The 20,859-nt window shown below is 66.3% G+C and carries 22 protein-coding genes and 1 pseudogene; 9 read left to right on the plus strand and 14 right to left on the minus strand.

Translation table 11 applies throughout. From position 1 onward, the window contains the following. Positions 1 to 8: 8 nt before the first annotated feature. Both E5CHR_RS30595 and E5CHR_RS30600 read right to left on the minus strand, forming a co-directional pair. Positions 9 to 800 carry a DUF4192 family protein gene (locus E5CHR_RS30595; RefSeq protein ID WP_162584000.1) on the minus strand — a complete coding sequence of 264 codons (792 nt, stop codon included), beginning with the start codon at positions 798 to 800 and terminating at the stop codon, positions 9 to 11. Between the two features lie 238 nt (positions 801 to 1,038). Continuing rightward, entirely contained in the window at positions 1,039 to 2,052 is a 1,014-nt protein-coding gene (locus tag E5CHR_RS30600; protein WP_162584001.1) for a DUF932 domain-containing protein, read from the minus strand. A 228-nt stretch (positions 2,053 to 2,280) separates the two neighbouring features. On the opposite strand from E5CHR_RS30600, the gene E5CHR_RS30605 reads away from it, so the two are divergent. From E5CHR_RS30605 to E5CHR_RS30615, 3 genes are all read left to right on the plus strand, one after another. Further along, on the plus strand, positions 2,281 to 2,718 hold the full coding sequence (locus E5CHR_RS30605; RefSeq protein WP_197893921.1) for a helix-turn-helix transcriptional regulator: 438 nt from the start codon (positions 2,281 to 2,283) through the stop codon (positions 2,716 to 2,718). After that, positions 2,715 to 2,915 carry a hypothetical protein gene (locus E5CHR_RS30610; protein WP_162584002.1) on the plus strand — a complete coding sequence of 67 codons (201 nt, stop codon included), beginning with the start codon at positions 2,715 to 2,717 and terminating at the stop codon, positions 2,913 to 2,915. Before E5CHR_RS30605 ends, E5CHR_RS30610 begins: the two co-directional genes overlap by 4 nt. A gap of 86 nt (positions 2,916 to 3,001) precedes the next feature. Continuing rightward, positions 3,002 to 3,904, plus strand: coding sequence for a hypothetical protein (locus E5CHR_RS30615; RefSeq protein WP_162584003.1), 903 nt, complete (start codon positions 3,002 to 3,004; stop codon positions 3,902 to 3,904). Between the two features lie 8 nt (positions 3,905 to 3,912). Here E5CHR_RS30615 and E5CHR_RS30620 read toward each other — a convergent pair whose 3' ends face one another. The 3 genes from E5CHR_RS30620 to E5CHR_RS30630 all read right to left on the minus strand — a co-directional run bounded on the left by E5CHR_RS30620 (position 3,913) and on the right by E5CHR_RS30630 (position 5,852). Then, positions 3,913 to 4,113, minus strand: coding sequence for a hypothetical protein (locus E5CHR_RS30620; RefSeq protein ID WP_162584004.1), 201 nt, complete (start codon positions 4,111 to 4,113; stop codon positions 3,913 to 3,915). Beyond that, positions 4,110 to 4,661 (minus strand): thermonuclease family protein, encoded by a 552-nt coding sequence (locus tag E5CHR_RS30625; RefSeq protein WP_162584005.1) that lies wholly within the window; start codon positions 4,659 to 4,661, stop codon positions 4,110 to 4,112. Before E5CHR_RS30625 ends, E5CHR_RS30620 begins: the two co-directional genes overlap by 4 nt. A 351-nt stretch (positions 4,662 to 5,012) precedes the next feature. Beyond that, positions 5,013 to 5,852 carry a PhzF family phenazine biosynthesis protein gene (locus E5CHR_RS30630; RefSeq protein WP_162584006.1) on the minus strand — a complete coding sequence of 280 codons (840 nt, stop codon included), beginning with the start codon at positions 5,850 to 5,852 and terminating at the stop codon, positions 5,013 to 5,015. Between the two features lie 480 nt (positions 5,853 to 6,332). Between E5CHR_RS30630 and E5CHR_RS30635 the strand changes: the two genes are divergently transcribed. From E5CHR_RS30635 to E5CHR_RS30645, 3 genes are all read left to right on the plus strand, one after another. Further along, the gene (locus E5CHR_RS30635; protein ID WP_162584007.1) at positions 6,333 to 6,542 is read left to right on the plus strand and encodes a hypothetical protein; all 210 of its coding nucleotides are present in this window, start codon (positions 6,333 to 6,335) and stop codon (positions 6,540 to 6,542) included. 463 nt (positions 6,543 to 7,005) lie between these two features. Continuing rightward, positions 7,006 to 7,776, plus strand: a complete 771-nt coding sequence (locus E5CHR_RS30640; RefSeq protein WP_162584008.1) for a hypothetical protein — start codon at positions 7,006 to 7,008, stop codon at positions 7,774 to 7,776. A 507-nt stretch (positions 7,777 to 8,283) separates the two neighbouring features. Then, complete coding sequence (locus E5CHR_RS30645; RefSeq protein ID WP_162584009.1) at positions 8,284 to 8,787, plus strand: hypothetical protein; 504 nt, start codon at positions 8,284 to 8,286, stop codon at positions 8,785 to 8,787. A gap of 26 nt (positions 8,788 to 8,813) precedes the next feature. On the opposite strand, the gene E5CHR_RS30650 is transcribed toward E5CHR_RS30645, so the two are convergent. The 9 genes and pseudogenes from E5CHR_RS30650 to E5CHR_RS30685 all read right to left on the minus strand — a co-directional run bounded on the left by E5CHR_RS30650 (position 8,814) and on the right by E5CHR_RS30685 (position 14,889). After that, a complete protein-coding gene (locus E5CHR_RS30650) occupies positions 8,814 to 9,107 on the minus strand; it encodes a hypothetical protein (protein WP_162584010.1) in 294 nt (97 codons plus the stop codon). Further along, on the minus strand, positions 9,104 to 9,769 hold the full coding sequence (locus E5CHR_RS30655; RefSeq protein WP_162584011.1) for a helix-turn-helix domain-containing protein: 666 nt from the start codon (positions 9,767 to 9,769) through the stop codon (positions 9,104 to 9,106). Before E5CHR_RS30655 ends, E5CHR_RS30650 begins: the two co-directional genes overlap by 4 nt. A 206-nt stretch (positions 9,770 to 9,975) precedes the next feature. Then, complete coding sequence (locus E5CHR_RS32185; protein WP_443083136.1) at positions 9,976 to 10,884, minus strand: DUF5979 domain-containing protein; 909 nt, start codon at positions 10,882 to 10,884, stop codon at positions 9,976 to 9,978. Next, positions 10,879 to 11,361: pseudogene (locus E5CHR_RS32190) on the minus strand (DUF5979 domain-containing protein); the annotation flags it as partial. The gene E5CHR_RS32185 and the pseudogene E5CHR_RS32190, both read right to left, overlap by 6 nt. Further along, the gene (locus E5CHR_RS32195; protein ID WP_443083137.1) at positions 11,249 to 11,572 is read right to left on the minus strand and encodes an SdrD B-like domain-containing protein; all 324 of its coding nucleotides are present in this window, start codon (positions 11,570 to 11,572) and stop codon (positions 11,249 to 11,251) included. The pseudogene E5CHR_RS32190 and the gene E5CHR_RS32195, both read right to left, overlap by 113 nt. 573 nt (positions 11,573 to 12,145) lie before the next feature. Then, the gene (locus E5CHR_RS30670; RefSeq protein ID WP_162584012.1) at positions 12,146 to 12,454 is read right to left on the minus strand and encodes a hypothetical protein; all 309 of its coding nucleotides are present in this window, start codon (positions 12,452 to 12,454) and stop codon (positions 12,146 to 12,148) included. A gap of 145 nt (positions 12,455 to 12,599) precedes the next feature. Next, the gene (locus E5CHR_RS30675; RefSeq protein ID WP_162584013.1) at positions 12,600 to 12,845 is read right to left on the minus strand and encodes a hypothetical protein; all 246 of its coding nucleotides are present in this window, start codon (positions 12,843 to 12,845) and stop codon (positions 12,600 to 12,602) included. A gap of 20 nt (positions 12,846 to 12,865) precedes the next feature. Beyond that, a complete protein-coding gene (locus E5CHR_RS30680; protein WP_162584014.1) occupies positions 12,866 to 14,098 on the minus strand; it encodes a hypothetical protein in 1,233 nt (410 codons plus the stop codon). Further along, on the minus strand, positions 14,095 to 14,889 hold the full coding sequence (locus tag E5CHR_RS30685; RefSeq protein WP_162584015.1) for a hypothetical protein: 795 nt from the start codon (positions 14,887 to 14,889) through the stop codon (positions 14,095 to 14,097). Before E5CHR_RS30685 ends, E5CHR_RS30680 begins: the two co-directional genes overlap by 4 nt. Positions 14,890 to 15,717: 828 nt before the next feature. Here E5CHR_RS30685 and E5CHR_RS30690 point away from each other — a divergent pair. The 3 genes from E5CHR_RS30690 (at position 15,718) to E5CHR_RS30700 (ending at position 20,772) form a co-directional block, all read left to right on the plus strand. After that, complete coding sequence (locus E5CHR_RS30690; protein ID WP_162584016.1) at positions 15,718 to 18,312, plus strand: helix-turn-helix transcriptional regulator; 2,595 nt, start codon at positions 15,718 to 15,720, stop codon at positions 18,310 to 18,312. Between the two features lie 241 nt (positions 18,313 to 18,553). Further along, entirely contained in the window at positions 18,554 to 19,183 is a 630-nt protein-coding gene (locus tag E5CHR_RS30695; RefSeq protein ID WP_269474093.1) for a DUF3159 domain-containing protein, read from the plus strand. A gap of 665 nt (positions 19,184 to 19,848) precedes the next feature. Beyond that, complete coding sequence (locus E5CHR_RS30700) at positions 19,849 to 20,772, plus strand: hypothetical protein (RefSeq protein WP_162584018.1); 924 nt, start codon at positions 19,849 to 19,851, stop codon at positions 20,770 to 20,772. Positions 20,773 to 20,859: the final 87 nt, after the last annotated feature.

Genomic DNA, 20,859 nt, shown 5'->3' on the forward strand with positions numbered 1-20,859 from the left:
GGCAGGGGTCAGCGGTAGGCGGCGCGGATGACGGCGGGCGGCTGGCCTTCGCTCATCAGGGTGTCGATGGTGCGGGCCGGGTCGTAGCCGGGGCGCGCGGCCAGGGCGCGCACGATCGCAACGTTGGCCAGGGCACCGTCCCCGGCGATGTAGGCCAGCACCGACAGCACCGTGCACAGGACAGCGGTCGCGGCCGAGTCGTCCGGCAGCTGCCGGACAGCGGCCAACACCTCGGGCACGCACCGGCTGGTCGGTGCCGGGTCGGCCAGGATCGCGGCCACCATCTCGTGCGGGTGGGCGCCGGTCTCGGCCTGTGCGATCAGTGCGGCCACCTCGGGGGTGACCTGGTCGGTCGGGTCGTACTGGGCGGACGCTTCGACCTCGGCGCGGCTGTCGAGCACCCGGCGACCGTGCAGCGCGTCCCACCCCTGCAACTGGGGGTCCGGGGTGGCCGGGTCGTTGCTGACGCGCAGGGTGTCGACGATGTCGACCCCGGCACCGAACAGGTGCACGGCCATGACCTGGGCCACCTCGTCCCGCTCGGGGTTCTGGCTGTAGGTGACGACGGCGGCGCGGTCGGCGAACGTCGCGGCCTGCGCGGCCAGGTGCGCGGCCACGTGCGGGGTGAACGTCGACAGGTCCACCCGCATCACCGGGGCGATGGTGCCCCGCGCCGACAGGCAGGCGATCACCAGCGCATCACTGGGGTGAAAACCCAGCAGGTTCGGCAACGCCGACAACAGACCAGCAGAGCCGAACAGGCGAACGGTCGGGACGGGAGCAGAGAAGGGGGAAGACATTTCGGGGCCTCCTGGCGCGAAACAGAGGGGGAGTGAAGTCCTAGGGGGTGGGTGGCCGGAAGTGGGGGAACTTCCGGCCACCCGGCCCGGTGCGGGGGGTCACCGGGCGAACGGGAGAGGACACGCGCCACCTGCCCAGGTTTTGGCAGGATGAGGGCGCTTCCTCAGTGCTGGACGGCACGGGGTGGAGCGAACCGGGGCGGTCAGGAGCTACGAACTCCTGACCGCCCGCTCCGGGTCAGACGCGGAGCAGATCGAACGCGGCCGACTTGATCCCGGGGCCGGTGCCGGTCGCGGCCCGCTCGGCCCGGGCCTGGGCCTGATCGGTGCGGCCACGGGTCGGCATCACGTGATCGATGTACTCGGTGACCGCCTGATACGCGCCCCACCGGGTCGCCCGGAACTCATCGGGCAGGGTCGGGCTGGTCAACTGCAGAGCGCGGATCTCCCGGGCACGGCGGTCGGCGTTGCGCTGGGTCTGCCGCCCGGTGCCGGCCGATTCCGGCCACGCCTTGGCAATGATCGCGGCGAACTCGTCGGCCTCGATCTGCGCGCCGATCATCTGCTCGGCCTCGGCCTGGAACGCGTCGGCGTAGGCGAACGTGATGCCCAGGGCCTGGCGGGCGTGCTCGATCCGGCCTTTGGCTCCGCTGGTGTGCCGGATCGAAAACGACGCCTTGTGACGGCGCAACGCGGCCGCCTGCGTGTTCGCGCACACCACACGCACCGGCGACACCAACAACCGGAACGCGGTGGAACCGTCGTGGCTGTTCAGGGCAATCAGGTACAGATCGACCGGGTCGACCCCGCCGATCAGCATGGTGCGGGGCATCTTCATCGTCAGGAACACCTGACGCCCACCCTTCAACGAACCGGCCGTCTCGAAATGCGCTCCTGACTCGTCCACGATCGCGTTCAGCACCTCGGCGTGGTCCTCGTTCTGGATCGGCTGGTACTCCGACCCCACCACACCCAGCGGCTCCACCGACCCACTGACCGGGTTGGTGCGGACCGTCGCGAACCGCTCCGGCATAGCGATTGGGCCGGTGACCCCGGCCTCGGTCAGCTCGGGCGCGGTCTGCAACGCCAACTTGCGGACGTTCCACCCGCCCAGGTGCGCGTACTGCATCGCCGCAGCCGCGTCGAACGTCTGCGGCAGAACCGTGCCCAGCCCATGCCAGGCGTGCTGGCGGGCCGTCACGAACGACGCCCCCTGCGGCGTGCTGGTCAGGTTCTCGATCTCGTGTGCCATGTCTTGGCCTCTCGCTCTGTCCAGTAAGACCGCCTCACCGGATCTACTGTCTACTATACATGCGTACCGCTATACCGACGTCTCGGGAACTACCTCATACGGGTGGCATGTATAGTGGTGCTGATTGGGCGATTCCCGATCTCTGGGGCTTCACGGACATCGGGCCGGAGTGCAAAAGCGAGTGCTACGTGAATCGGGGAACGGAGAGGACGGGATACCGTGCCGACCATGACTTTTCGACCAGTAGGCGGTGGAGAACTCGCGCGCATGCTCGGCGTTGGTCGTGCACGGGCCGGACAACTCGTCCGCCAACCCGACTTCCCACCGCCGGCGGCTCAGCTATCCAACGGGTCGGTGTGGAATCTGACGGATATCTTGGCGTGGGCCGGTGCCCGCACCCATGCACGTGACCTCGATCTGTCTGTCCTGGACGACATACCGGAGCTGTCCGGAGATCCCGGCCGGCTCGTCGGTCGGCGTGAGGTGGAACTCTTGATCGGCCGGTCGAAGACACAGGTCAACAGGCTCCTCGAAGCCCACGACTTTCCCCAACCCCTTGCGCGGCTGGGCGCCGGTTCTGTCTGGGCGCTGCCCGCAGTGCAGGCCTGGGCTGCAGCCGCCGGTCGTGAACTGAACCTCGACGTACTGGAGCAGGAGCAGACATGATCCCGATCGGCTTACTGACCCGACAGCTCCGAGAAACGCTCGAGGTGGCCGCGAACGCCTCCGGGCCTCAGCGGCTCGCTGCACGGCTGGAGCTCGAAGAATTGACCGATCGGATCCTCGAGGCGCGGATCCTTGACGGCATCGACCCGGTACCGAATCGAGTCGACATCTCACACCCTGAGCGGGATCTGCCATGAGCTGGTCGCCGGCGCGGTCTGAGGACATGCAGCTTGCCGGCACCGACGAGCTCGGCGCGATCCTGGGCCGCACTCGCTGAAAATTGTTGAACGACATCACAGCCGCAGCCAAAGCAGGCAAACCACCCCGGGACACCCATCGTCAGGTGAGGGTTGATGCCCGGTGGGGGTGGACCTGCTGGGAGGTCGACGCCGAAGACGGCCGCGCCCTGATCGAGATAGCGGTGATTCGACCCGGGACCGGCCGCAAGAACCGCACCCTGCTCATGGCCAACTCCGACAATGCCGGGCGGCTCCGCCTTCTGGGTGGCATCGGTGGGACCGTGGTCGGTGCTGTCGGCGGCCTGGCCGGGTTCGCGGCCACCAGCCCGGCGTTGCTCATCGCCGGCACCGGCGGCGCCGCAGGAGTCGGTGCCGGGATGTGGGTGCGGCGCAGGTGGAACCGGTGGCTGGGCGACGCGGTGCGGTTCCAGGACGACGACGCAATCCTGTCTCGGCTGCCGGCTGCCCGGGCGGCACGGAGCATGAACCTGATCAATTTCAAGATCGGCGACTTCCACCAGCACATGGACGCAGTCGCCCGCCAACACGGCACCGAACCGGTCCCGTTGCCGCTGGACCAAACCATCGACTACCTGTTGGACGAGATCCACCAAGCAGTGTGGGATCTGGCGAGCGGGCAGACCGCCAACACCGATGGTGAGGTGCTGGTCGAGCTGTGGCGGGTCAGCAAGGCCGTCGACGACGCGATCAACGCAGCCTGGTCGACCTGGCACGCCTCCCAGGTCGTAATCCCACCGCCCCCTGTCGTGCCCGAGCCGGCACCCTTGCCCGCCACCCCGGCCGAAACCCCACCCGACCCGGCGTTGCAGCGCCCGACGGTTGACCGGCTGAGCCGGCTCACCGGTTCGGTGCGCGATGCCCACACCGCCACCAGCCAAGCTGCCCAAGATGTGCGGGAGATCAACCAACGCGACCTGGGCCGGTAATTGTCCGATCAGCGCAGCAGCGCCGCCGCGATCAGTTCCCGGACGCTGACGCCCAGCACGATGCTGGCGGCCAGCCCGATGACCCTGGCGATGACGGTCCGGACGAACCTTAGGACCAGGACCAGCCCGCCGATGACCACGGCGGCGCCGAGCAGCCAGGTCCACCACGGTGCGGCCGCGATCTGCGCCTGCAGATCCGCGGGGTTCACGGCCCACCGTCGCAGGTGTCGGCGGACCACAGACCCACACCCGTGGTGCGGGCGGTGTTCTCGCGGGCCTGGAACTGCTGCTGATATCGGCGAGGCTGGTCGTAGGTGTACTCGTGGGCAAACCCTCCTGCGATCAGTTCCGCGTTCACCAACGTTCCACCGTCAGGGCCTGTCCATACGAAAGCCGGTGTGCAGCCGTACTTGTCGACCTCACCCTGGGACGGATCGGTTTCCAGCCACACGCTGATGGCGGCGAGCAGCTCGGTGGTGCGGGCGGTCGCCTCCGGGCCGAAACACTCCAGGGTCTGGGTGTCTTCGGGGCTGTCCAAACCGATCAGCCGCACCCGGACCGGGTCGGCACCGGGATCGGTGATGACGGCGATGGTGTCACCGTCAATCACGTACGCCACCGGGTAAGGGCCGGCCGGCGCGACCGCAGGTTGCAGCTGCTCCACCGCCTCCGGGGCTGCAGCGGGGGGGGCGGTCGTGAACGGTTGGCAGCCGACGCACACCAGCCCCACCGCGGCCGCGAGGAAGAGATCTCTCATCGGGCGGCCTGCACGGTCAGCAGCTGGGCGGCGGGGTAGGAGATCCGGCTGGGGATGCCGGCGAACTCGACCAGAGCCGCAGCGGGGAAGCCCTGCAGCCGCGGGTGCCCCGAGCACCCACCGCGGCGGGCCACCCGGATCGGGCAGCACCACATCCCCGGCCTGCAACTGCCACGCAGGTTTCGTCATCGCCATCACCCACCATTCCTCCCACCTGGTCTGTCCGACGGAGCATCCCACCGACCACCGGCAGTGACCCCGCAGCCGTGGTTCGCGCTCCCGCCGATGGAGGTGTCGCCCATCCGCGGCCGGCTCGGCTGGGCGAGAACATCTCGTCACATAGGGATGTCGTCAGCGGTCGGTAGGTAGTTCGAGCTGGCCGTCCACGACGGTGACGCACCGGCCACCCACCCAGATACTGCCATCAGCCGCAGAAGTGACGAAGACCTGGCCTTCTCTTTGCAGGGCGGTGCCCTGTCTCACGGTGTATTGCGGGGGCAGAACCCCCAGTGGGATCAGCCAGACCGCGAAGGCGGCATTGAGGCTCCCGGTCACCGGATCTTCTCCAGCGCCCGGGTCGAATGCTCTCACTTCGTAGTCGGCCGGGCCCTGCAGATCCCGCCCGATCACACCGATCGACAGCTCACCCGACTTCGACAGGTCCGGCTGCAGGGACCGCACCGTCTCGGCCGAATCCAGGACGACCCCGACCCAGCCGGGGCCGTTGTCGGCCCATTCGACCCGCAGGACCTGATCCTGTCCGACGCCCAGCGCTGACAGTGTCTTGTTCAGGACTTCGGGTTCCACCGGGCCGGACTTCAGCAGCGCGGGTGCACGAAAGGCCAGACCGTCGTCGGTGCGTCGAATGCCGACCAGCCCGATCCCGCACTCCTGCATGATCTCCGATCCTGCCGCGACTCCTCCAGCTTCAAGCCACGCATGGGCGCTGCCCAGGGTCGGGTGCCCGGCGAACGGCAGCTCACCCCCGGGGGTGAAGATCCGCAGACGGTAGTCGGCCTCGGCGATCGTCGGGCGCAGCAGGAAGGTCGTCTCCGACAAGTTCGTCCACCGGGCGAATGCCGCCAACTGCTCGTCATCGAGGCAATCAGCTCCGTGCACGACCGCCACCGGGTTGCCCAGCAACGCGGCTGGCGCGAAGACATCGACCTGGGAAAAGAGGAAACGGGGCATGAAACGGTCCTCCTGACAGACAACCACGGCCACCCGCATCCGCGAAAGGCCTTTGCAGCCTTGCACACTCGCGTCGTGGCCAGCAATGAGGACGTGAGTCAGTCACCCCCATTTCTCACCAGCCCATCCGACGGTGCGTCTCACTCATCATCGACAGCGGCCCGCGAGGGCCGGCCAACAGCGAGGCCCCCTCAGAATCGGACATGGACAGGCAAATGGCCCGAAACCTGCGATCCGGAACGTTGTCTCGCTCTCACTTTGTCCACAGGCGAGGACACTGTCGGTGGTGGTCACTACCATCTACAGTCGAAGGTCGGCCCCGCCAACCCACCCCGTTTGGTGCGGTGCAGTCGCCCCCCAATGCCTGCCCCCAGGGCCGGCCTTCACCCCCGCCAACTCGTCGCTGAAACCAGAGCTGCAGTGCCGGTGCAGCTCGCTACCCTGCGGCCGACCGACGTACCGGCGACGAGGGAGTCCGCGATGCATCCTCACCAGCAGCACCGCAGAACCCAGGAACGAGCCTTCTGGGGCGCCGTCGGCGCCGACGAGGCCCGTCGGCGAAAGAAGAAGGACCGCAAGGGCTCAGCGGCTCCTACCCGCGGCCCCATAGGCCAGCTCGTGGAGTTCGTGGTGGCAGCGATGATCATCTGGGGTGTCATCGAACTGCTCCTGGCCTTCCAGCGCCACTGATCGTGGGAGGTCGCGCGTGGGTACGGCCAGGTCCATGGCCAGCCCGAACGCGGTGGACACCATCCGCAGACTGCACGAACTGTGAGGCCACCTGGCCGACCTACCTGCCAATCAGGGTCCGGCCATCCCTGGTCGACGAGCTCGCCCACCTCAGCGACACCGTCTACGGCTACCTGCACGACCCGGGCCTGACAGACGGTCCGCAGCAGGGCCCCGACTACCTGCAGGCGCTCGTCGGGCGCTCCTACGACATCCTCGACCGGCTTCTGCCCTGAACGAGCTCCCACACCCTGGTGCGGGGCGCCGGCAATCCTTGCCGCGGCCGTCTCGTCCACGTCCGGGCAGCGGGGTTCGATGCGGTGCCGCTGTCGGGGTGGCTTTCCTCCGACTGAGTGATGAGTGGCGGCGTGATGTCCGTGTTAGCGTTCACACGTTCAACTACTTGGCCATTGGGGAGAAATTCATGCTGCGCAAACGGATGTGGGCCGCGCCCACCGGTGTCCTGATCGGTGCCGTGGCAATGGCTCTCGCAGCCTCGCCCGCGTACGCAGCAGACTCCGTACTCACCTACCAGCCGGGCACCGACGGATCGTCCGGCACCGCCACCCTCACCGTCACCGACGTCGAACCGGGCCTGCCAGTTTTCATCGAGTTCAATCAGGGCATCGGCGGGCCCGTGGCGACCGGCCCGCAGGCCGTCGTCATCTTCACCTGCGACCCGGAGACCAGCCAATGGTTCTACACCGACGGTGCGCAGAGCGTGGCGGTCGACAGCGTCACGGTGTACACCGCTGACGAAGAGCCACCGCAGACCTTGTTCCTCGACGAGGCGCTGTGCCTGCCCGTGCCGCCGTCGTCGTCCTCCGCCCCGTCCTCGGCCCCGTCGTCAGAGGTGCCGTCGTCTGCACCGTCGACGGTGTCCACTGACGTCGTGTCCTCGCCGCCGGTCAGTTCGTCACCGGCCGTGACCGACTCCGCCGCATCGACTGTCGTATCGACCTCGACGTCCGGATCGGAGAGCGTCGCGCCGACCACCGCGGCATCGACCTCGACGGCCGCCGCGCCGGCTGCGACCACCGCGGCGACCACAAGCGCTGCCCACGCGGGTCCTGCTCTGGCCGCCACCGGCACCGCCCCCGAAAGTGCCCTCTACACCGCGCTCGCTCTACTGGCCGGCGGTGCAGGTCTTGCCTACCTCGGGACCAAGCAGCGTCGACGTCACTCGCACTCCTGAACTGACAACAGGTCCAGAACGATCTGACAGCAGGTCCAGCAACGGGCCCCTCGCCACTGGCGGGGGCCCGTTTTGTATCGTCCCCAGCTCTACAGCTGTCGACAAGGACAGCTGAGTGCCACAAAGGCGGCATTTCGGACATACCCGGCATGGCTTCGGGACTATTCGTCCGGCTGTCTTCGGGCGGTCGCAAAGGTATGAGGGAGGTATGAGAAAGTGCGGTCCCGCCTTTACCCGGGGACGGGACCGCACAGACCTGCCTGGTCATGACGACTCGCAGGGCCACAATAATGTAGCAGGTGCGGGGGAGAGGGGCGGCGCGATCCCCCTGCCGTTCACGTTGTCGCTTAAAGTGTGTGCGTGAGGCCGCCAGGGGTGCATCGTCGAGTTCGTGAGCTTCAAGCTGCGGATTGGGATCAGCTGTTCGCAAGGCCGGACCTGCTTTTGCGGGCGCATCTGTCAGTTTTCATCGATCTCAGCAGCCGCCTGTGGTTCATGGACCGGCCCATGGAAGGCGTTCTCGAGCGCTACTTTACAGTCCGGCAATATTTGGACGACCCGCATCAGTTGCGAACGGGGACAGCTTTCGAGACGGCATGTCTTCGTTCGGTGGACATGCTCGGGCCCTATCTGGACCGCTGGGACAGCGCCAGCCTCACGTCGGCATCGCTGGACGAGGTCGAAGCCCTCCGCCCGCCACTGCTCGAGATTCCCGCGACGATCCTGGTCGGCGGTGCAGGGCGTGAGGCCCACCTTGAGCTGCGCTGCTGGAACCGGGCGAACTGTCTGCTCGAGGGGATCATCTCCCCTTACCGCGCCGCCAGCGGCATCGCCCGCCTGCAGTACGACAACCCCGTGGGTTGCAGGGAGATAGTTGACGTCTTCGATCCGCTGGTCACCCGATACGAGGACTTCCCAGAGGATCGAGAAGCCCTTGATCACACCATCATCGGACTGCTTCGCGGCTATGTCAGATCGGACCCCCACCAGGGTGCTGCCGGCGATCGATGATCGATCTGGTCACGGCACCGCAGCTGTCAGCTGGGAGTTCCCAGGTTGGCCAGGAAGAACAGCCCGAACAGGATGCAGCCGATCGCGATGCAGATCGCCGCGGCGAGCGGCGCGTTGACGTTCCGTGGGTTGAGCTGGTACTCGGCAGGTGGTTCGAGCACTTCGTCAGCCAAGGTGAAGTTGTGTCGGGCCTGTGACTGGCTGAGTTTCGCCCGGCGTCGCATGGCTGCGGCGATGACGGCCGAGTCGATGTCGTCCTGGGCCCAGGGGTGAAGCTCGACCGTGGCGGCGGGGGTTCGGAGAGCTTTGCGGTTGTTCATGTCGCATCTTTCATCAGGACCTGAGGTCCACACAGCGCAACCGAAAGATTCGCGCTGTCGGGATGGTAAATGTGGGAATCAGGACCGGGACCTGCGGGTGCTGCCGATCCGGACGGCCTGCGGTCAGCCATTTTTGAGATGCGGCTTTTCTTTTTGAGAAGCCCCCATTGTTTGATCATGGCGTGCAGTTCGTGGTCGGTCTTGTTGTAGAGGATGCAGAGGTGTCGTCGTTGCTCAGGGGTGATGACATAGAAGCTGAGCTGACGGCGTGGATCCATGGCCAGGACGAGACGTCGAAGCGGACCGATGTCGGCCGCGACGCTTTTGTGGACCGCGGCGATGGAAAGCACAATCTCGTGATGGAGGTCTTCCTGGACGGCGGTATCTTTTCGGCCGGCCGGCAGAGGACTGGGCTGGGCGGGGGCGAGAAGTTCATGCACCGGGACCTGGTAGAGCTGGGCAAGCTCGACGAGCCGGAACACACCGATCTTGCGGGAGCCGCGTTCGTAGGCGCCGAGCGATCCGCTGGTGATGACGCCCCCGGTGATCGCTTCCACGCCGAGCAGGCTGAAGCCCCGTCGAAGTCGATGCTGTCGCAGCCGCTCTCCCAAGACCTTCTGGAAGTCCTCGTGGCGAAGAGGTTCAAACTGTGTCGCCGTCATCGGAGCCCTCTGCTCTGTACAGATCGGGCCCCGACCAGCAAGCCCTGACACCAGGTTGTTGTGCTGCTGCTCCACCCGGGGACAGCCCCGATGGAAACTGTGGTCCCGAACCCGATCCAGGCGGATCGGTTTCGGGACCACAGGTGCTGCGGTAGTGCGGTGGTGCGGTGTTACGTCATCTCAACGGTCGAGATGAGGGTGTTCGGTCAGCTGTGCAGACCGGACTTGCGCGGTCGACGGGCCTGCAGCATGACTGCCCCGCCGAGGCCGAGCAGCAGGGCTGCGACGGTGAGCCAGGTCGCCAGGCTGACACCGGTGTGGGCCAGACCGCCGCCGGCGGTGCCCTTGGGCGGGTTCGGTGCCGGCACCACGGGTGCGGTGCCCTGCGTCGGGGTGACGGACACCGTCGAGGAGACCGGGCTGGTCGGCGTGACCGAGGTCGGCGGCTGCTCCGACGAGGACGGCGACGGCGTCACCGGCGGCGGCGGCGGGAAGGTGTTGGTCACCGTGATGGCGACAACCTGCTCACCGACGACGAACTCGCCCGCCGGATCGATCGAGGAGACGCCACCGTCGGTGTCGGTCTCCTCCGCGGTGCAGACCGTGCCGACCGGAACGTCGGTCAGGGTGATGACGGTGCCGTCCCGGGGCAGTTCGACCTCGACAGTGACCGGCTCGTCGGAGCCGGGTGCCGTGCAGGTGAGCGTCACCGGGAAGGTCTCGGCGTCACCGTGCTCATCGGCCGGGTTGGGGTCGACGATCACCTTGTGCAGCTCGATCGACGACAGGACCGCCTGGTAGGTGTTCGTGACCGTGACAGCGACACCTTCGGTGCCGACGACGAAGTCACCTTCGGGATCGATGGTGACCTGCGCACCGTTGGTGTCGTCCTCGGTCACCGAGCAGGTGGAGCCGAGGTAGATGCCGGGACGTTGACGACGGTGCCGTCGATGTCCAGCACGACCGGGAAGTCGATGGCTTCCTCTGCGCCGGGCCGGACACAGGACAGCGTGACCGGGGAACTCGGTGGCCCGTCCGGTTGCGGCCGGGGTCGGGTCGAGGACGACCTTGCGAAGATCGACCGAGGTCAGTCCGGGCTGGTAGGTGTTGGTCACGGTGATGCTGACCGGTTCGGTGTCGCCGATCACGAACGGGCTCGCCGGGGCGATGGTCACCGCGGCGCCGTTGGCGTCGGTCTCGTTGACCGAACACATGGCACCGACGGGGATGTCGTCGACGGTGACCTCTTCGCCGGAGATCGACAGCACGACCTCGTTGACGATCGGGGTGGCACTGCCGGCCGGGGTGCAGGTGAGGGTGACGGGGAACTCGGTGGCCCGGCCGGGGACGGACGGGGTCGGATCCACGACGACCTTGTGCAGGAGCACCGAGGTGTAGGCCTGCACGATGCCCTGATCGATGTTCAGATCCTGGCTGTTCGGTCCGAGAACGATCGGGTCGGTGGCCCCGGTGACCGGGTCACCGTCGGAATCGACCGCCGGGTCGTCGCCGGCGCCCTTGACCGTGAACGACTGCCCGGCCAGGAGAGCGGCAGGGTCGAACGTCACCGTGTAGGTGCCGGAAGCCAGACCAGCGAACAGGTACTTGCCCCGCCGCGTCAGTGGTGGTGGTCAGCGACACGGTGTTGCCGTCCAGATCCGTGCCGGTCAATGTCACCGGGAATTCGGCGAGGGGCAGCTCACCTTCGTCCTGGATGCCGTTGGCGTTGGTGTCATTCCAGACGTAGTCGCCGATCGAGGAAGAAATGATGGTGATAGTGCGTGCTGCGGGGCCGACCGGCAGGGTGACACCGTTGGCGCGGCCCGGTGACGTTCTGGTAGACGTCCGCTGCGGAGTTGCCGGACGGGGTCATCACGATGGAGACGGTGAAGTTGTCGTCGGGGGTGAAGGCGCCGGGCCGCTGGAAACGCAGACCGGTCACCTCGGCCGCGGAGGCCGGGCATCTGTTGCGGTGCCGGTTCCGCTGGCGACAGTTCCGCCTGCGGGGGCGGTGCACCACACGGTGCTGCCGGTCGGGCTGTTGTGCTGCCCAGGGCGTCCAGCGACAGCATGGCTGGTGCGGTCTTGGTGTAGAGGATGGTGATGCTGTCACCGGCGGTCACCGCGGCCGAGGTGAGGGCTAGGGTGCCGGTGAAAGCTGGTGGTGCCGACGCGTTGGCGGGCAGCACGTCGATCACGTCGACATCACTGACTTCCAGCGGGGAGTCGATGTTGCCGAAGTCCACCGACCAGGTCAGGGTCCGCGGGGTGGTGACGCCCACCGGGTTGACCTCGACCACGCTCTGCGGGTGGACTTGGCGGATCTTGATTCCCGTGGGGGTGACGATCTCGATCTGCGCGCGTCGGTCCGGTTCGCTACGGCGACGGATCAACCGGGGAGCTGACGACCGTGGTATTGGTGTAGAGACCGGTTGCGGACGGTGCTGAGGATCTCGACGGTGTAGACGATCGGATCGATGCCGTGTTGACGGCGATCGGCCCGAGATCCCATCGGACGTAGGTCTGATCGGCAGCACAGGTCAACTGGGAGTCGACCGGGGAACCGGCCTGCACCAGCACCGGGGTGATGGCTTCGCCCGAGGTTTCCCGCTTCGAGGACACGAACTGCTGATAGCGCGGAAGGCAGTCTTCGACGATGACCGCCGGCGAGATCGCGGCGGACACGTCCTGCGGTCAGGGTCGGGTTGAGGCGGTAGTTCACCGTGGCGCCGGAGGAGTACTGCGGCACCGCGGTGTCGGTGAACTCGCTGGTAGTGGGGTTCTGCACGTACTTCTTGATGCGCGCGGTCGCTCACCGATGATCAACCGGTCACCCCAGGCGCCGGTATGGGTCGCCGGGGACGTAGTTGGAGTTCTCGTAGTTGGAAGACGGATCGGCCAGGATGCCGGCGAGGTCCTTGATGCCCTCGACCCGCTTGTAGGTTCCCCAGTTCCCGATGGGATCACCGAGTCCGCCTGCGGTGGAGCGCACGGTCTGGCCGATGGCCAAGTTGACGTACAGGAAGTCCCGGGGACCGGTGTAGTCGGAGGTGAACCCGACCCGGACCCGGTTCACACCGCTGTACACATTTCCGGTCAGGACGGCTCCGGGACGGCGTCCGGAGTGCTGTACCAGGTGCCGGTGGTGCAGTCCGCGTCGGCGCCCGGCCCGGCCGGACCGGACGAGTACTCGATCTTCAGGTTCCGCAGATCCGACAGCGGGGCGGCATCAGAGACACCGTTGAAGAACAGCGAGATCCACGCAGCCTGACCGTTCGACGGTCGGCTGGTTTCCCCGTTCGCGCTCCCGACGTTGTTCAGCAGGGTCAGCCCCAGCTGGGTGTCGTCCCACACGTCGCAGCCGAAGTAGCTGCGGGAGAACTGAGTTCCCGAATTCGGGATACGCCGGTGGGGGAGAAGAACAGGTTGCTCTGCACCTGCTGGCCGGGGGATGACAACGGTGTTGCCCTCGCGGACGTAGCTGGATCCAGGGGGTCCTTGCCAGGCTCCGAACCCGCCGTTGAAAGTCCCGGCGGGGGTGTTGTTCGGGGCTCCCCAGGGCGCGCTGAACCACTTGACGAAGCCTTCACCGCGCTGCAGCGCGATCGGGCCTTGCGGTTGTTGGTTGGCCAGCACCTCGCCGGCGTTGGGGTTACCGGCGATGTCGTTGGCGACGATGTCGGTGTAGGTGTTCTCGGTCTGCAACGTCCAGGAGTTGCCGTTCGGGCTCTCCTCGCCCAGGTCCAGGATCGCATCCAGGGGGATTTCCAGGTTGACCTGCACGGAGATGATGTAGCCACTGTCAGCCGGCAGAGCACTGTTGTTGCCGGACAGCGTCGGCACGGTGTAGCCAGTGGTGTCGGCGTTGGCGAACGAGATCTGCACCGGAGTGCCGACACCGCCCGGCTGCGTGCAGTCGATGGTGCCGGAGTTGCGCACAGCGTTCTTCACCGTGCTGTTGCCGCCGGAGCTCCAGGGCAAGGAGCCCCACAGATTCTGCACCCCTGAGCAGTTGTAGCGCGGTGCGTACTTGGCGAGGGCGGCCGCTTCCGAGCCAGCCTGCGCGATGGCATCTGCCCACACGGTGGCACCGAAGTAGGTGGCGGGGCTGATGTCGTCGACCAACGTGAACGGCGACGCCAACGGGCTGGTGCCCTTCGCCGCGTCCGGGGAGCTGAGGGTGAGCGGGTACTCGTACTGGGTGCACGAGCGCGTCGCGTCGAACGAGCACGGACGGTTCGTGGCATACAGCGGTCCGGTGTTGTCCGCCGCCGACAGGCCCCGCTTGGACACATCGAAGTTCGCCAGTGCGGACACCGTCTGCGTCACGGGTTCGACTGGGTGGCGGTGGTGACCTGGTCACTGGTGGCGCTGGCCGTGATCGGTCCCATCGCGGCGCCGTTCGGCATCTCCGGTCGAACCTTGGCCAGGAAGTTGTAGTCCAGCGAGGTGCCCTGGGCCTGATCGGCGACCGGCAGGACACCGTCTGGGTGCCCAGCGCCTGGTAGGAACGTGGTGGTGACCGGAATGACCGGAGCGCCGAGGCTTGCGGGCGTCAGCGTGGATCCCGTCAGACAGAACGGTGGCAGCGACACCAGTTCCTGGCCCTGGGGCAGGGTGAAGGCAATGACCGGGTTGGTCTGGTCGCCGCCCTCGTAGTTGATGGCCACCGTGTAGTTGATGGTGTCGTTGGTGCGGATGATGTTGTTGGATCCGCTGGAGTCGTTACCCGGGTTGTCGTCAGCATCGAACGGACCGGTGCCCGTCACCTGAGTGAGCTGCAACGTCAGCTCCGGCGCTAACGCAGCGGCTGCCACCTCCGCGACTCGGGCCTGAGCGTCCTGCTCGACCGGCGCCTGCGCCGCATCCTCCCCGATCTCCGAAACGATCGCCGCTTCCGGTTCAGAAGGCGAAGACGTGCTCGCGGACTCGCTGTCAGCAGTAGCGGGGGCCGTCGGATCGCTCACCTCGACACTGCTGCTGACCCCAGACGTCACCGCCTCAGCGGCCTCCGTCGAGACGCTGGCCTCCGCTGCGGTGGAAGCGGCCGGATCGGTCGGCTCGACGGTGTTGGCGGCCGCAGCGGGAACGACCAGGACCACCAGCGCGGTCAGGGCCAAAGCCAGGATCCGGCGCGACCGGCCGGGAGAGTCGATGCTCGCTCGGTGAGCGGGCGTGGTCCGCACTATCGACTTCGCCCTCCGCCCTGACTGGGGTGGCGGCAATGGTCGTTCACGGCGCATGGTGGTCCTCCGGGTAGGAAATGGAAGGTGTTCCTGAAGGGCAGACGTCCGAGTGATGCGCTTGTCACGCGACTCCCGAAGAAACTTCGAGAAAACCTGCCGCGCCCCATCCGGCTCTAACCCGGCGTCATCATACGCACAGGGCGAGGCCCTTATAGCCCACTCCAGCGGGTGGATATTTCGCACAAGGGAACAGTGTGACGCCTCAAGAGCACGGCGCGATGGTAGAGCGATCCTAGCTCTCTGCTCGTCGAAACAGGTTGCTGTGCAACATGTCTTGTACCCCAATCCGACAGTGACCATCAGGGGAGAAGGTCTCGAGAGCGGCCGCTCCATGCCACTCGAACGGCTATCGATGCACACTTTCAGGTGTTGCTACTGAAAGCGGGAGCGTATGGCTTTCGATACATCTCCCTATCGCGTCAAACCACTGGTAGATCGCGGCGCTTATAGGACATCTCTTTCACTGATGGAAGGGCCGCGGACCTAGTTCATACCATTTTTCATACTCGGAAGGCCCAGGATGTCTTGGGCTTCGGTGAAGTTTTTGCCGCTGCTCCGAATGGGACTGAAGCGGCGCGGCATACTGATGTCGTCGCTGGGTGCCGTCCGTCCGGCGTCACCTGGCGCTTGTTCTGTCCAAGTCGGGAGGCTCTGCGCGCCCGTTCTCGGCGCGTCGCCATCTGATGGCAGTGAAGGATGAAGATGTCTGATCCCAGAATCTGGGCGGTGCCTCGACTGCCTCGAGGGCTCCTGGATCGACCGCAGGTTGAGAAACTGCTCGGCAGCGACGCCGTGATCCACGTGGTTCACGGACCCGCAGGGGCAGGCAAGACCACGGTGGTGGCCCAATGGGCGCATGGACTCGCGGATCCGGTCGCTTGGGTTTCGGTGCACCCGGGCAACGCTTCCCGACACGTGTTCTGGCGCGATGCCGCCACTGCCGTGATCAGGTCCTTCTCGGACTATCCCGCCGTCGATCCCCACAGCCGAGAGCCTGCGTGGGACGCCGCAGCCGAGATCGATGCCTTGATGACGTTCTTGCGATCTTGTCCGTCCTTGGTCCTGGTGATCGACGGGGCACATCTCATCGAGGATGAGGCAGTCTTCGCCGATCTGACCGAGTTGGTGACCTCGAGCCGGTCGCTGCGTGTGGTGGTCACCACCCGCGCACACCTGTCGCTCATGGGCTCTGGGGTGCAGGTGCAGATGGACGTCGATGTCATCGGCCCCGAGTCGCTCGTCCTGCAGCCCGAGGAGACCGCGCAGATCCTGGCTGCAGCTGGACCGGCAGTCTCCGACCACATCGACCAGGCAGCTCATCGGGCTGCTGGGGGATCGATCCTTGCGGCGCGGCTGATCGCGGCCACGGTGCACTCGCGCACCGACAGGGGTTCCGAGACCGACAGACCGGGGCTTGCCGCAGCCGGGGAAGAGTACCTACGAAAGGTGTTGCGACAGGTTCCCGACGACGGCCGGCTCGTGGACTTCATGTTGCTGACGTCAACTGCCGATACCCTCCCGCCCCCGCTCGCGCAGGTCCTGGTTCCAACCGCAGACGTGTCCCACCTGCTCCGCGTGCTCGAGGACGTCGGGGGTGGGATGGCCGGCCACGTCGAAGCCGACGGCACCTTCGTCTACCACCCGTTGTTGCGGGAGGGTCTTCGAGCGCGCCTCCGCAGATCCCGACCCGCCGATCTGTACCGGCTCAGGGCACTGGTCGCACAGTGGGAACTGGAGCACGGCGATGCGTTTCGTGCCTTCGACATCGCGGTGGAGATCGACGATCTGGCCTTCGCCTGCCACGTCGCCAAGCGCACGTGGCTGGACATCCTGCGGTTTCATGCTGACGGCATCATCCGGGCGACCAACGGGATCAAGATCTGGCGGCTGCAGCAGTACCCCCTCCTGTCCACGCTGATGGCCGCAGCTCACAACACCCGAGCCGGGGGCCGCTTTCGAGCGATGGAGTACTTCGCAGCCGCCGCCCTGGGCTCACGTATCCACCACAAAACCCTGAACACGGTGGACCGGATCATCCTGACCACGTTGGAAGGATCGGTCCTACGGGTCAGCGGCAACGTCAACCGGGCGCTCACACCGGCGCGCAAAGCAATGTTACTGATCGATCACGCCGACCCGGACACTCTCGACGAGCTGGGCGAGCTCCTCCCGGCCCTGCTCGCCAACAACGGCGTCACCTTCCTCAGCCACTCCAGGTACACCGACGCCATGCACGCCTTCGAGTCGGCGGCCACCGCCGCGGCCGCCTCGACCCGACCGCGGGCACCTCTGCATCCCTTGGCGCTGAAGGCCGGCACGGCCGCGCTTGCCGGCGACCTGGATCACGCCCGCACATTGGTCGACTTCCCGCACCAGACGACTTTCCCAGCAAAGGAAGTGGGCACCTACCTGGCCACCCTTTACCACGTCGCCAGAACGGTCCTCTTCATGGAGACCTTCGACTTCACCGCTGCCGCAGCAGAACTCGACCTGCTCGACGACGAACTACCGACCAACGAACACCGCGGCTTGTTGCTCCACCTTCGAGCTCTGACTGTCGCAGGTGCCGGCGACCCGCTTCGGGCAGCCCACCTCCTGCGCCAATCAACAGTTGTCGACCCCGCACTTCGCAGACTTGCTGCCCCCGCCTTGGCCCAACTCCACGCGACGTCGGCAGTGCTGTTCACCCTCGCCGATCACGTCGACCACGCTCAGACGGCACTGGACGCGATCCCCCGCCGGTGGCGCGACCACGTCCAAGTACAGACCGCACTGGCGGCACTGCACCGAGGCCACTCTGCATCTGCTGAGGCCATTCTGGCCCGCCAGACCCCGGCCGAACCGACCACACGAGGGCAGGCGGAGCGAGACCTGCTGTCCGCAATCCTGTTCTGGCGCGCGGGTCGAGCTGCCACCGCCCGTCACCACTTCACCGCCGCGGCCGTCGCGCTCACCAGCACCAGGATGCGACTTCCCGTTCTTTTCCTGCCTGCAGACGACCTGTCAGCCCTCCGAGAGGCGTTCCCCGACCCCGCATTTGAGCGACTGCTCGGCGCCGGCATCCCTCTCATAGCACCCCCCCTGATGACCGCCGCGCGGTTGACCCCACGTGAACGCCTAGTCATGACGTACCTGGCTCGACACCTGACGGCCTCCCAGATCGCTGCTGAGCTGCACGTTTCGGTCCACACCATCAAATCTCAGATGAACAGCGCCTACCGCAAGCTCGGCGCCCGACGACGCGAAGAAGCCGTTCGAGAGGCAACTCGACTCGGCCTCATCGGACGAGGCGAGTAGGTCCCCACCTGTGACCGGCCCGCGAAGGGGCCGACACCGAGCCGGCCCCCTTCCCGCATCGTCTAAACGGACACCACAGCAGAAATCACTCGAAAACGACTGTGGTGTTGGACCGTTTTCGGCCCCACGTCGTTGATCATCATCGATGGCCGGTCGGCTGTAGGGAGTCCGGAGCAACGAAGGCAAGGTCATGACAGGTAGCGAGCGGCTGGCAATCCCATGGGAGCGTGTAGGCGGTCCGATGGGGATCGTGCGGACAGCTCTGCCGATGGTCGCCTTCGTCGTGACATCTGCAATCGGCGGAATCACCTGGGGCGTCTCAGTTTCGGTGCTGACTGCGTTGGCGCTGGGGGTGGCCCAGTTCGTCCGCAAACGATCAATGACGTCACCGGCGCTGGGACTGCTGGCCGTGTCGTTGGCGTCCCTGGTCGCGCTACTGACAGGCGATCGCCGCGACTACTTCTCGATCGGCATATGGATGGCCCTGGGTGGGGCGGTTCTCATGGTTGCGTCCATCCTGGTGCGATGGCCGCTGGTGGGCGTGGTGTGGGAATTCTTGCGTGGTGGCGGACTGGCCTGGCGGAAGGACCGTTCAGCTGTGCGCAGGTACAGCTGGGCTGGACTCATCTGGATCGGTATCTACCTGTCCCGCTTCAGCGTGCAGCTCGCCCTCTACGAGGCCGATCAGGTGGCATGGCTGTCGGCGAGCCGGATCGTGATGGGTTGGCCACTGTTCGCCGCCGGCGTGTTCGCGACGGCCGTCTTCCTCTGGCGCAGCGAGAACCGTTCGCGGAAGCAAAGACTTGCTGGGACCCCTCCCCGCCAGGAACCGACCAGTTCTGCCGTGACGGGCCCGGCCGGAGAAGTCTGATCAAAGTGCGGGGCTGGCAGACCGCCTACTCCGAACTAGCGGCGCACTAACCGACTGCTGGGGATCGACCGCGCGCACCAAGTACCCCGAACGCGCCGGTGCCACTTAGATCTGTCGCCCACCGGCTTCGGTTTCAGCCGCTGATACGTTCGCGAGCGCGATAGCCGACTATGTCGGTCAACGAGGCTTGCAACACGCGGTCCACCGTTCGGCCGGCGCTGCTAGCCCTGTGGCTCGGTGAGTGGAAAGATCTCGGTCCCGTTCTCCAGAAGACCGTCAATGGAATCGCAAGCGGTGTCAGGTGCGGACGAGCCAACGGGCCCGAACGAATCGCCAGCCGGTGAAAGTGACCCAGCACCGTCAAGTTGTCACGCCGGTGAAGTCGCGCTGGTCGCTGGACCGGGAGATCCGTTTCCGCGAGCGGGCTTGATCAGTCGCGCAACCGGCCCGCCGAGCGGGTGAGCGTGTGGTGTCATCGAGGGATGAGATCCACGTCCAGTCGTTCGCTGTCCGTTGCGTTGTTGGCGCTGTTGGTGGCCGGGTGCACGTCGGCCTCTGGTGATGGGGAGTCTGAAGAGGGGTCGCCAGCTGTGGAGAGCGGGTTGCCGCTGTCGGACAACATGAGGGCGGCCCTGGCCGCTATCCCAGCAGACCAAACCCGGTTCATGGTCACTGATCTACAGGCCGCACGAAGCCGCTGGGGTGTGGGCAACCTCGACGGAACCGCAGCAAAAGACTCACCCGAGGTGACCGCCTGGCAGGAACGCAGTCTCAACAGCGCCGCCGTGGGCGAGCTGGGCGACTACACGCTCCCGATGCTGCAGGAATGGGGGTGGAACACCTTCGATGTCCAGTGGGAGGCCACCCTGTTCGGGGACCGTCCCGTTTCGGTGCTGAAACTCCGCGATGACATTGATATGGCCGTGGTCACCGACTCTCTCGAACAGGCCTACCTCGTCGACGGACCTCCAGAGCGGCCGCACTACCGCTTCGATCGGACCACCGGGGCATCAATCATGCCGTTCCTCGAGGCCACCGTGCTGCCAGAGCACAAGCTGATCGTCACCGGTGGCGCCCCGGAAGAGGTCCTGGCGGTGTTCGACGGCAATGCTCCCTCGGTTGCCTCGCTACCCGAGGAGAAACCGTGGGCGGAGCTGACCATGACACCGGAGGTGATGCAGGTGCGTACCGGGGGCGATGCCTGTACCGATCCCGTGGCCGGCACCCTGGGCCAACGAGCCTCCGCAGACCAACGCGCTCAACTCGAGCAGAAACTCCTCGACCTGCAACAGCTTGCTCGGCCGGTGACGATCGTCCATGCGCTGCAAGACGAGTCGACAGCCGTCATCCTCGCCGGCTACTCCGATCCGCAAGATGCTGCCGCAGACCTGCACGCGCGGCGCACGCTGCTCACTGAAGGCCAGTCCACCCAAGCCGAGCGCCCCTACACCGACCTGCTCCCCACCATCGACATCGCCGCCGAAGGCAAGGACCTCGTGTACAGCGTCTCCGGAACCGGCACCGCCCGCCTGACACTGCAGATGTCCCAAACCCAGGACGACCCGTGGGCCTACTGCGGAACCGGTTGAGCCGTCACAGCTTCGCGTCATGCCCTGGGCGAACCCATCCGCATCGACTCTTGGTAACGCCAACCCCCGCGGCAGGTTCGCGTGGCC

It is taken from the genome of Variovorax sp. PBS-H4 (assembly GCF_901827205.1).
Lineage (GTDB): Bacteria > Pseudomonadota > Gammaproteobacteria > Burkholderiales > Burkholderiaceae_C > Variovorax.

Bases quoted from the DNA above. Each gene is read 5' to 3' on its own strand.
- E5CHR_RS30650 (WP_162584010.1), bottom strand. From the start codon at position 9,107: ATGAACAACCGCAAAGCTCTCCGAACCCCCGCCGCCACGGTCGAGCTT.
- E5CHR_RS30690 (WP_162584016.1), top strand. From the start codon at position 15,718: ATGTCTGATCCCAGAATCTGGGCGGTGCCTCGACTGCCTCGAGGGCTC.
- E5CHR_RS30610 (WP_162584002.1), top strand. From the start codon at position 2,715: ATGATCCCGATCGGCTTACTGACCCGACAGCTCCGAGAAACGCTCGAG.
- E5CHR_RS30625 (WP_162584005.1), bottom strand. From the start codon at position 4,661: ATGAGAGATCTCTTCCTCGCGGCCGCGGTGGGGCTGGTGTGCGTCGGC.
- E5CHR_RS30600 (WP_162584001.1), bottom strand. From the start codon at position 2,052: ATGGCACACGAGATCGAGAACCTGACCAGCACGCCGCAGGGGGCGTCG.
- E5CHR_RS30700 (WP_162584018.1), top strand. From the start codon at position 19,849: ATGGTCACTGATCTACAGGCCGCACGAAGCCGCTGGGGTGTGGGCAAC.
- E5CHR_RS30645 (WP_162584009.1), top strand. From the start codon at position 8,284: ATGGAAGGCGTTCTCGAGCGCTACTTTACAGTCCGGCAATATTTGGAC.
- E5CHR_RS30605 (WP_197893921.1), top strand. From the start codon at position 2,281: ATGACTTTTCGACCAGTAGGCGGTGGAGAACTCGCGCGCATGCTCGGC.
- E5CHR_RS30640 (WP_162584008.1), top strand. From the start codon at position 7,006: ATGCTGCGCAAACGGATGTGGGCCGCGCCCACCGGTGTCCTGATCGGT.
- E5CHR_RS30595 (WP_162584000.1), bottom strand. From the start codon at position 800: ATGTCTTCCCCCTTCTCTGCTCCCGTCCCGACCGTTCGCCTGTTCGGC.
- E5CHR_RS30635 (WP_162584007.1), top strand. From the start codon at position 6,333: ATGCATCCTCACCAGCAGCACCGCAGAACCCAGGAACGAGCCTTCTGG.
- E5CHR_RS30695 (WP_269474093.1), top strand. From the start codon at position 18,554: ATGGGGATCGTGCGGACAGCTCTGCCGATGGTCGCCTTCGTCGTGACA.
- E5CHR_RS30630 (WP_162584006.1), bottom strand. From the start codon at position 5,852: ATGCCCCGTTTCCTCTTTTCCCAGGTCGATGTCTTCGCGCCAGCCGCG.
- E5CHR_RS30655 (WP_162584011.1), bottom strand. From the start codon at position 9,769: ATGACGGCGACACAGTTTGAACCTCTTCGCCACGAGGACTTCCAGAAG.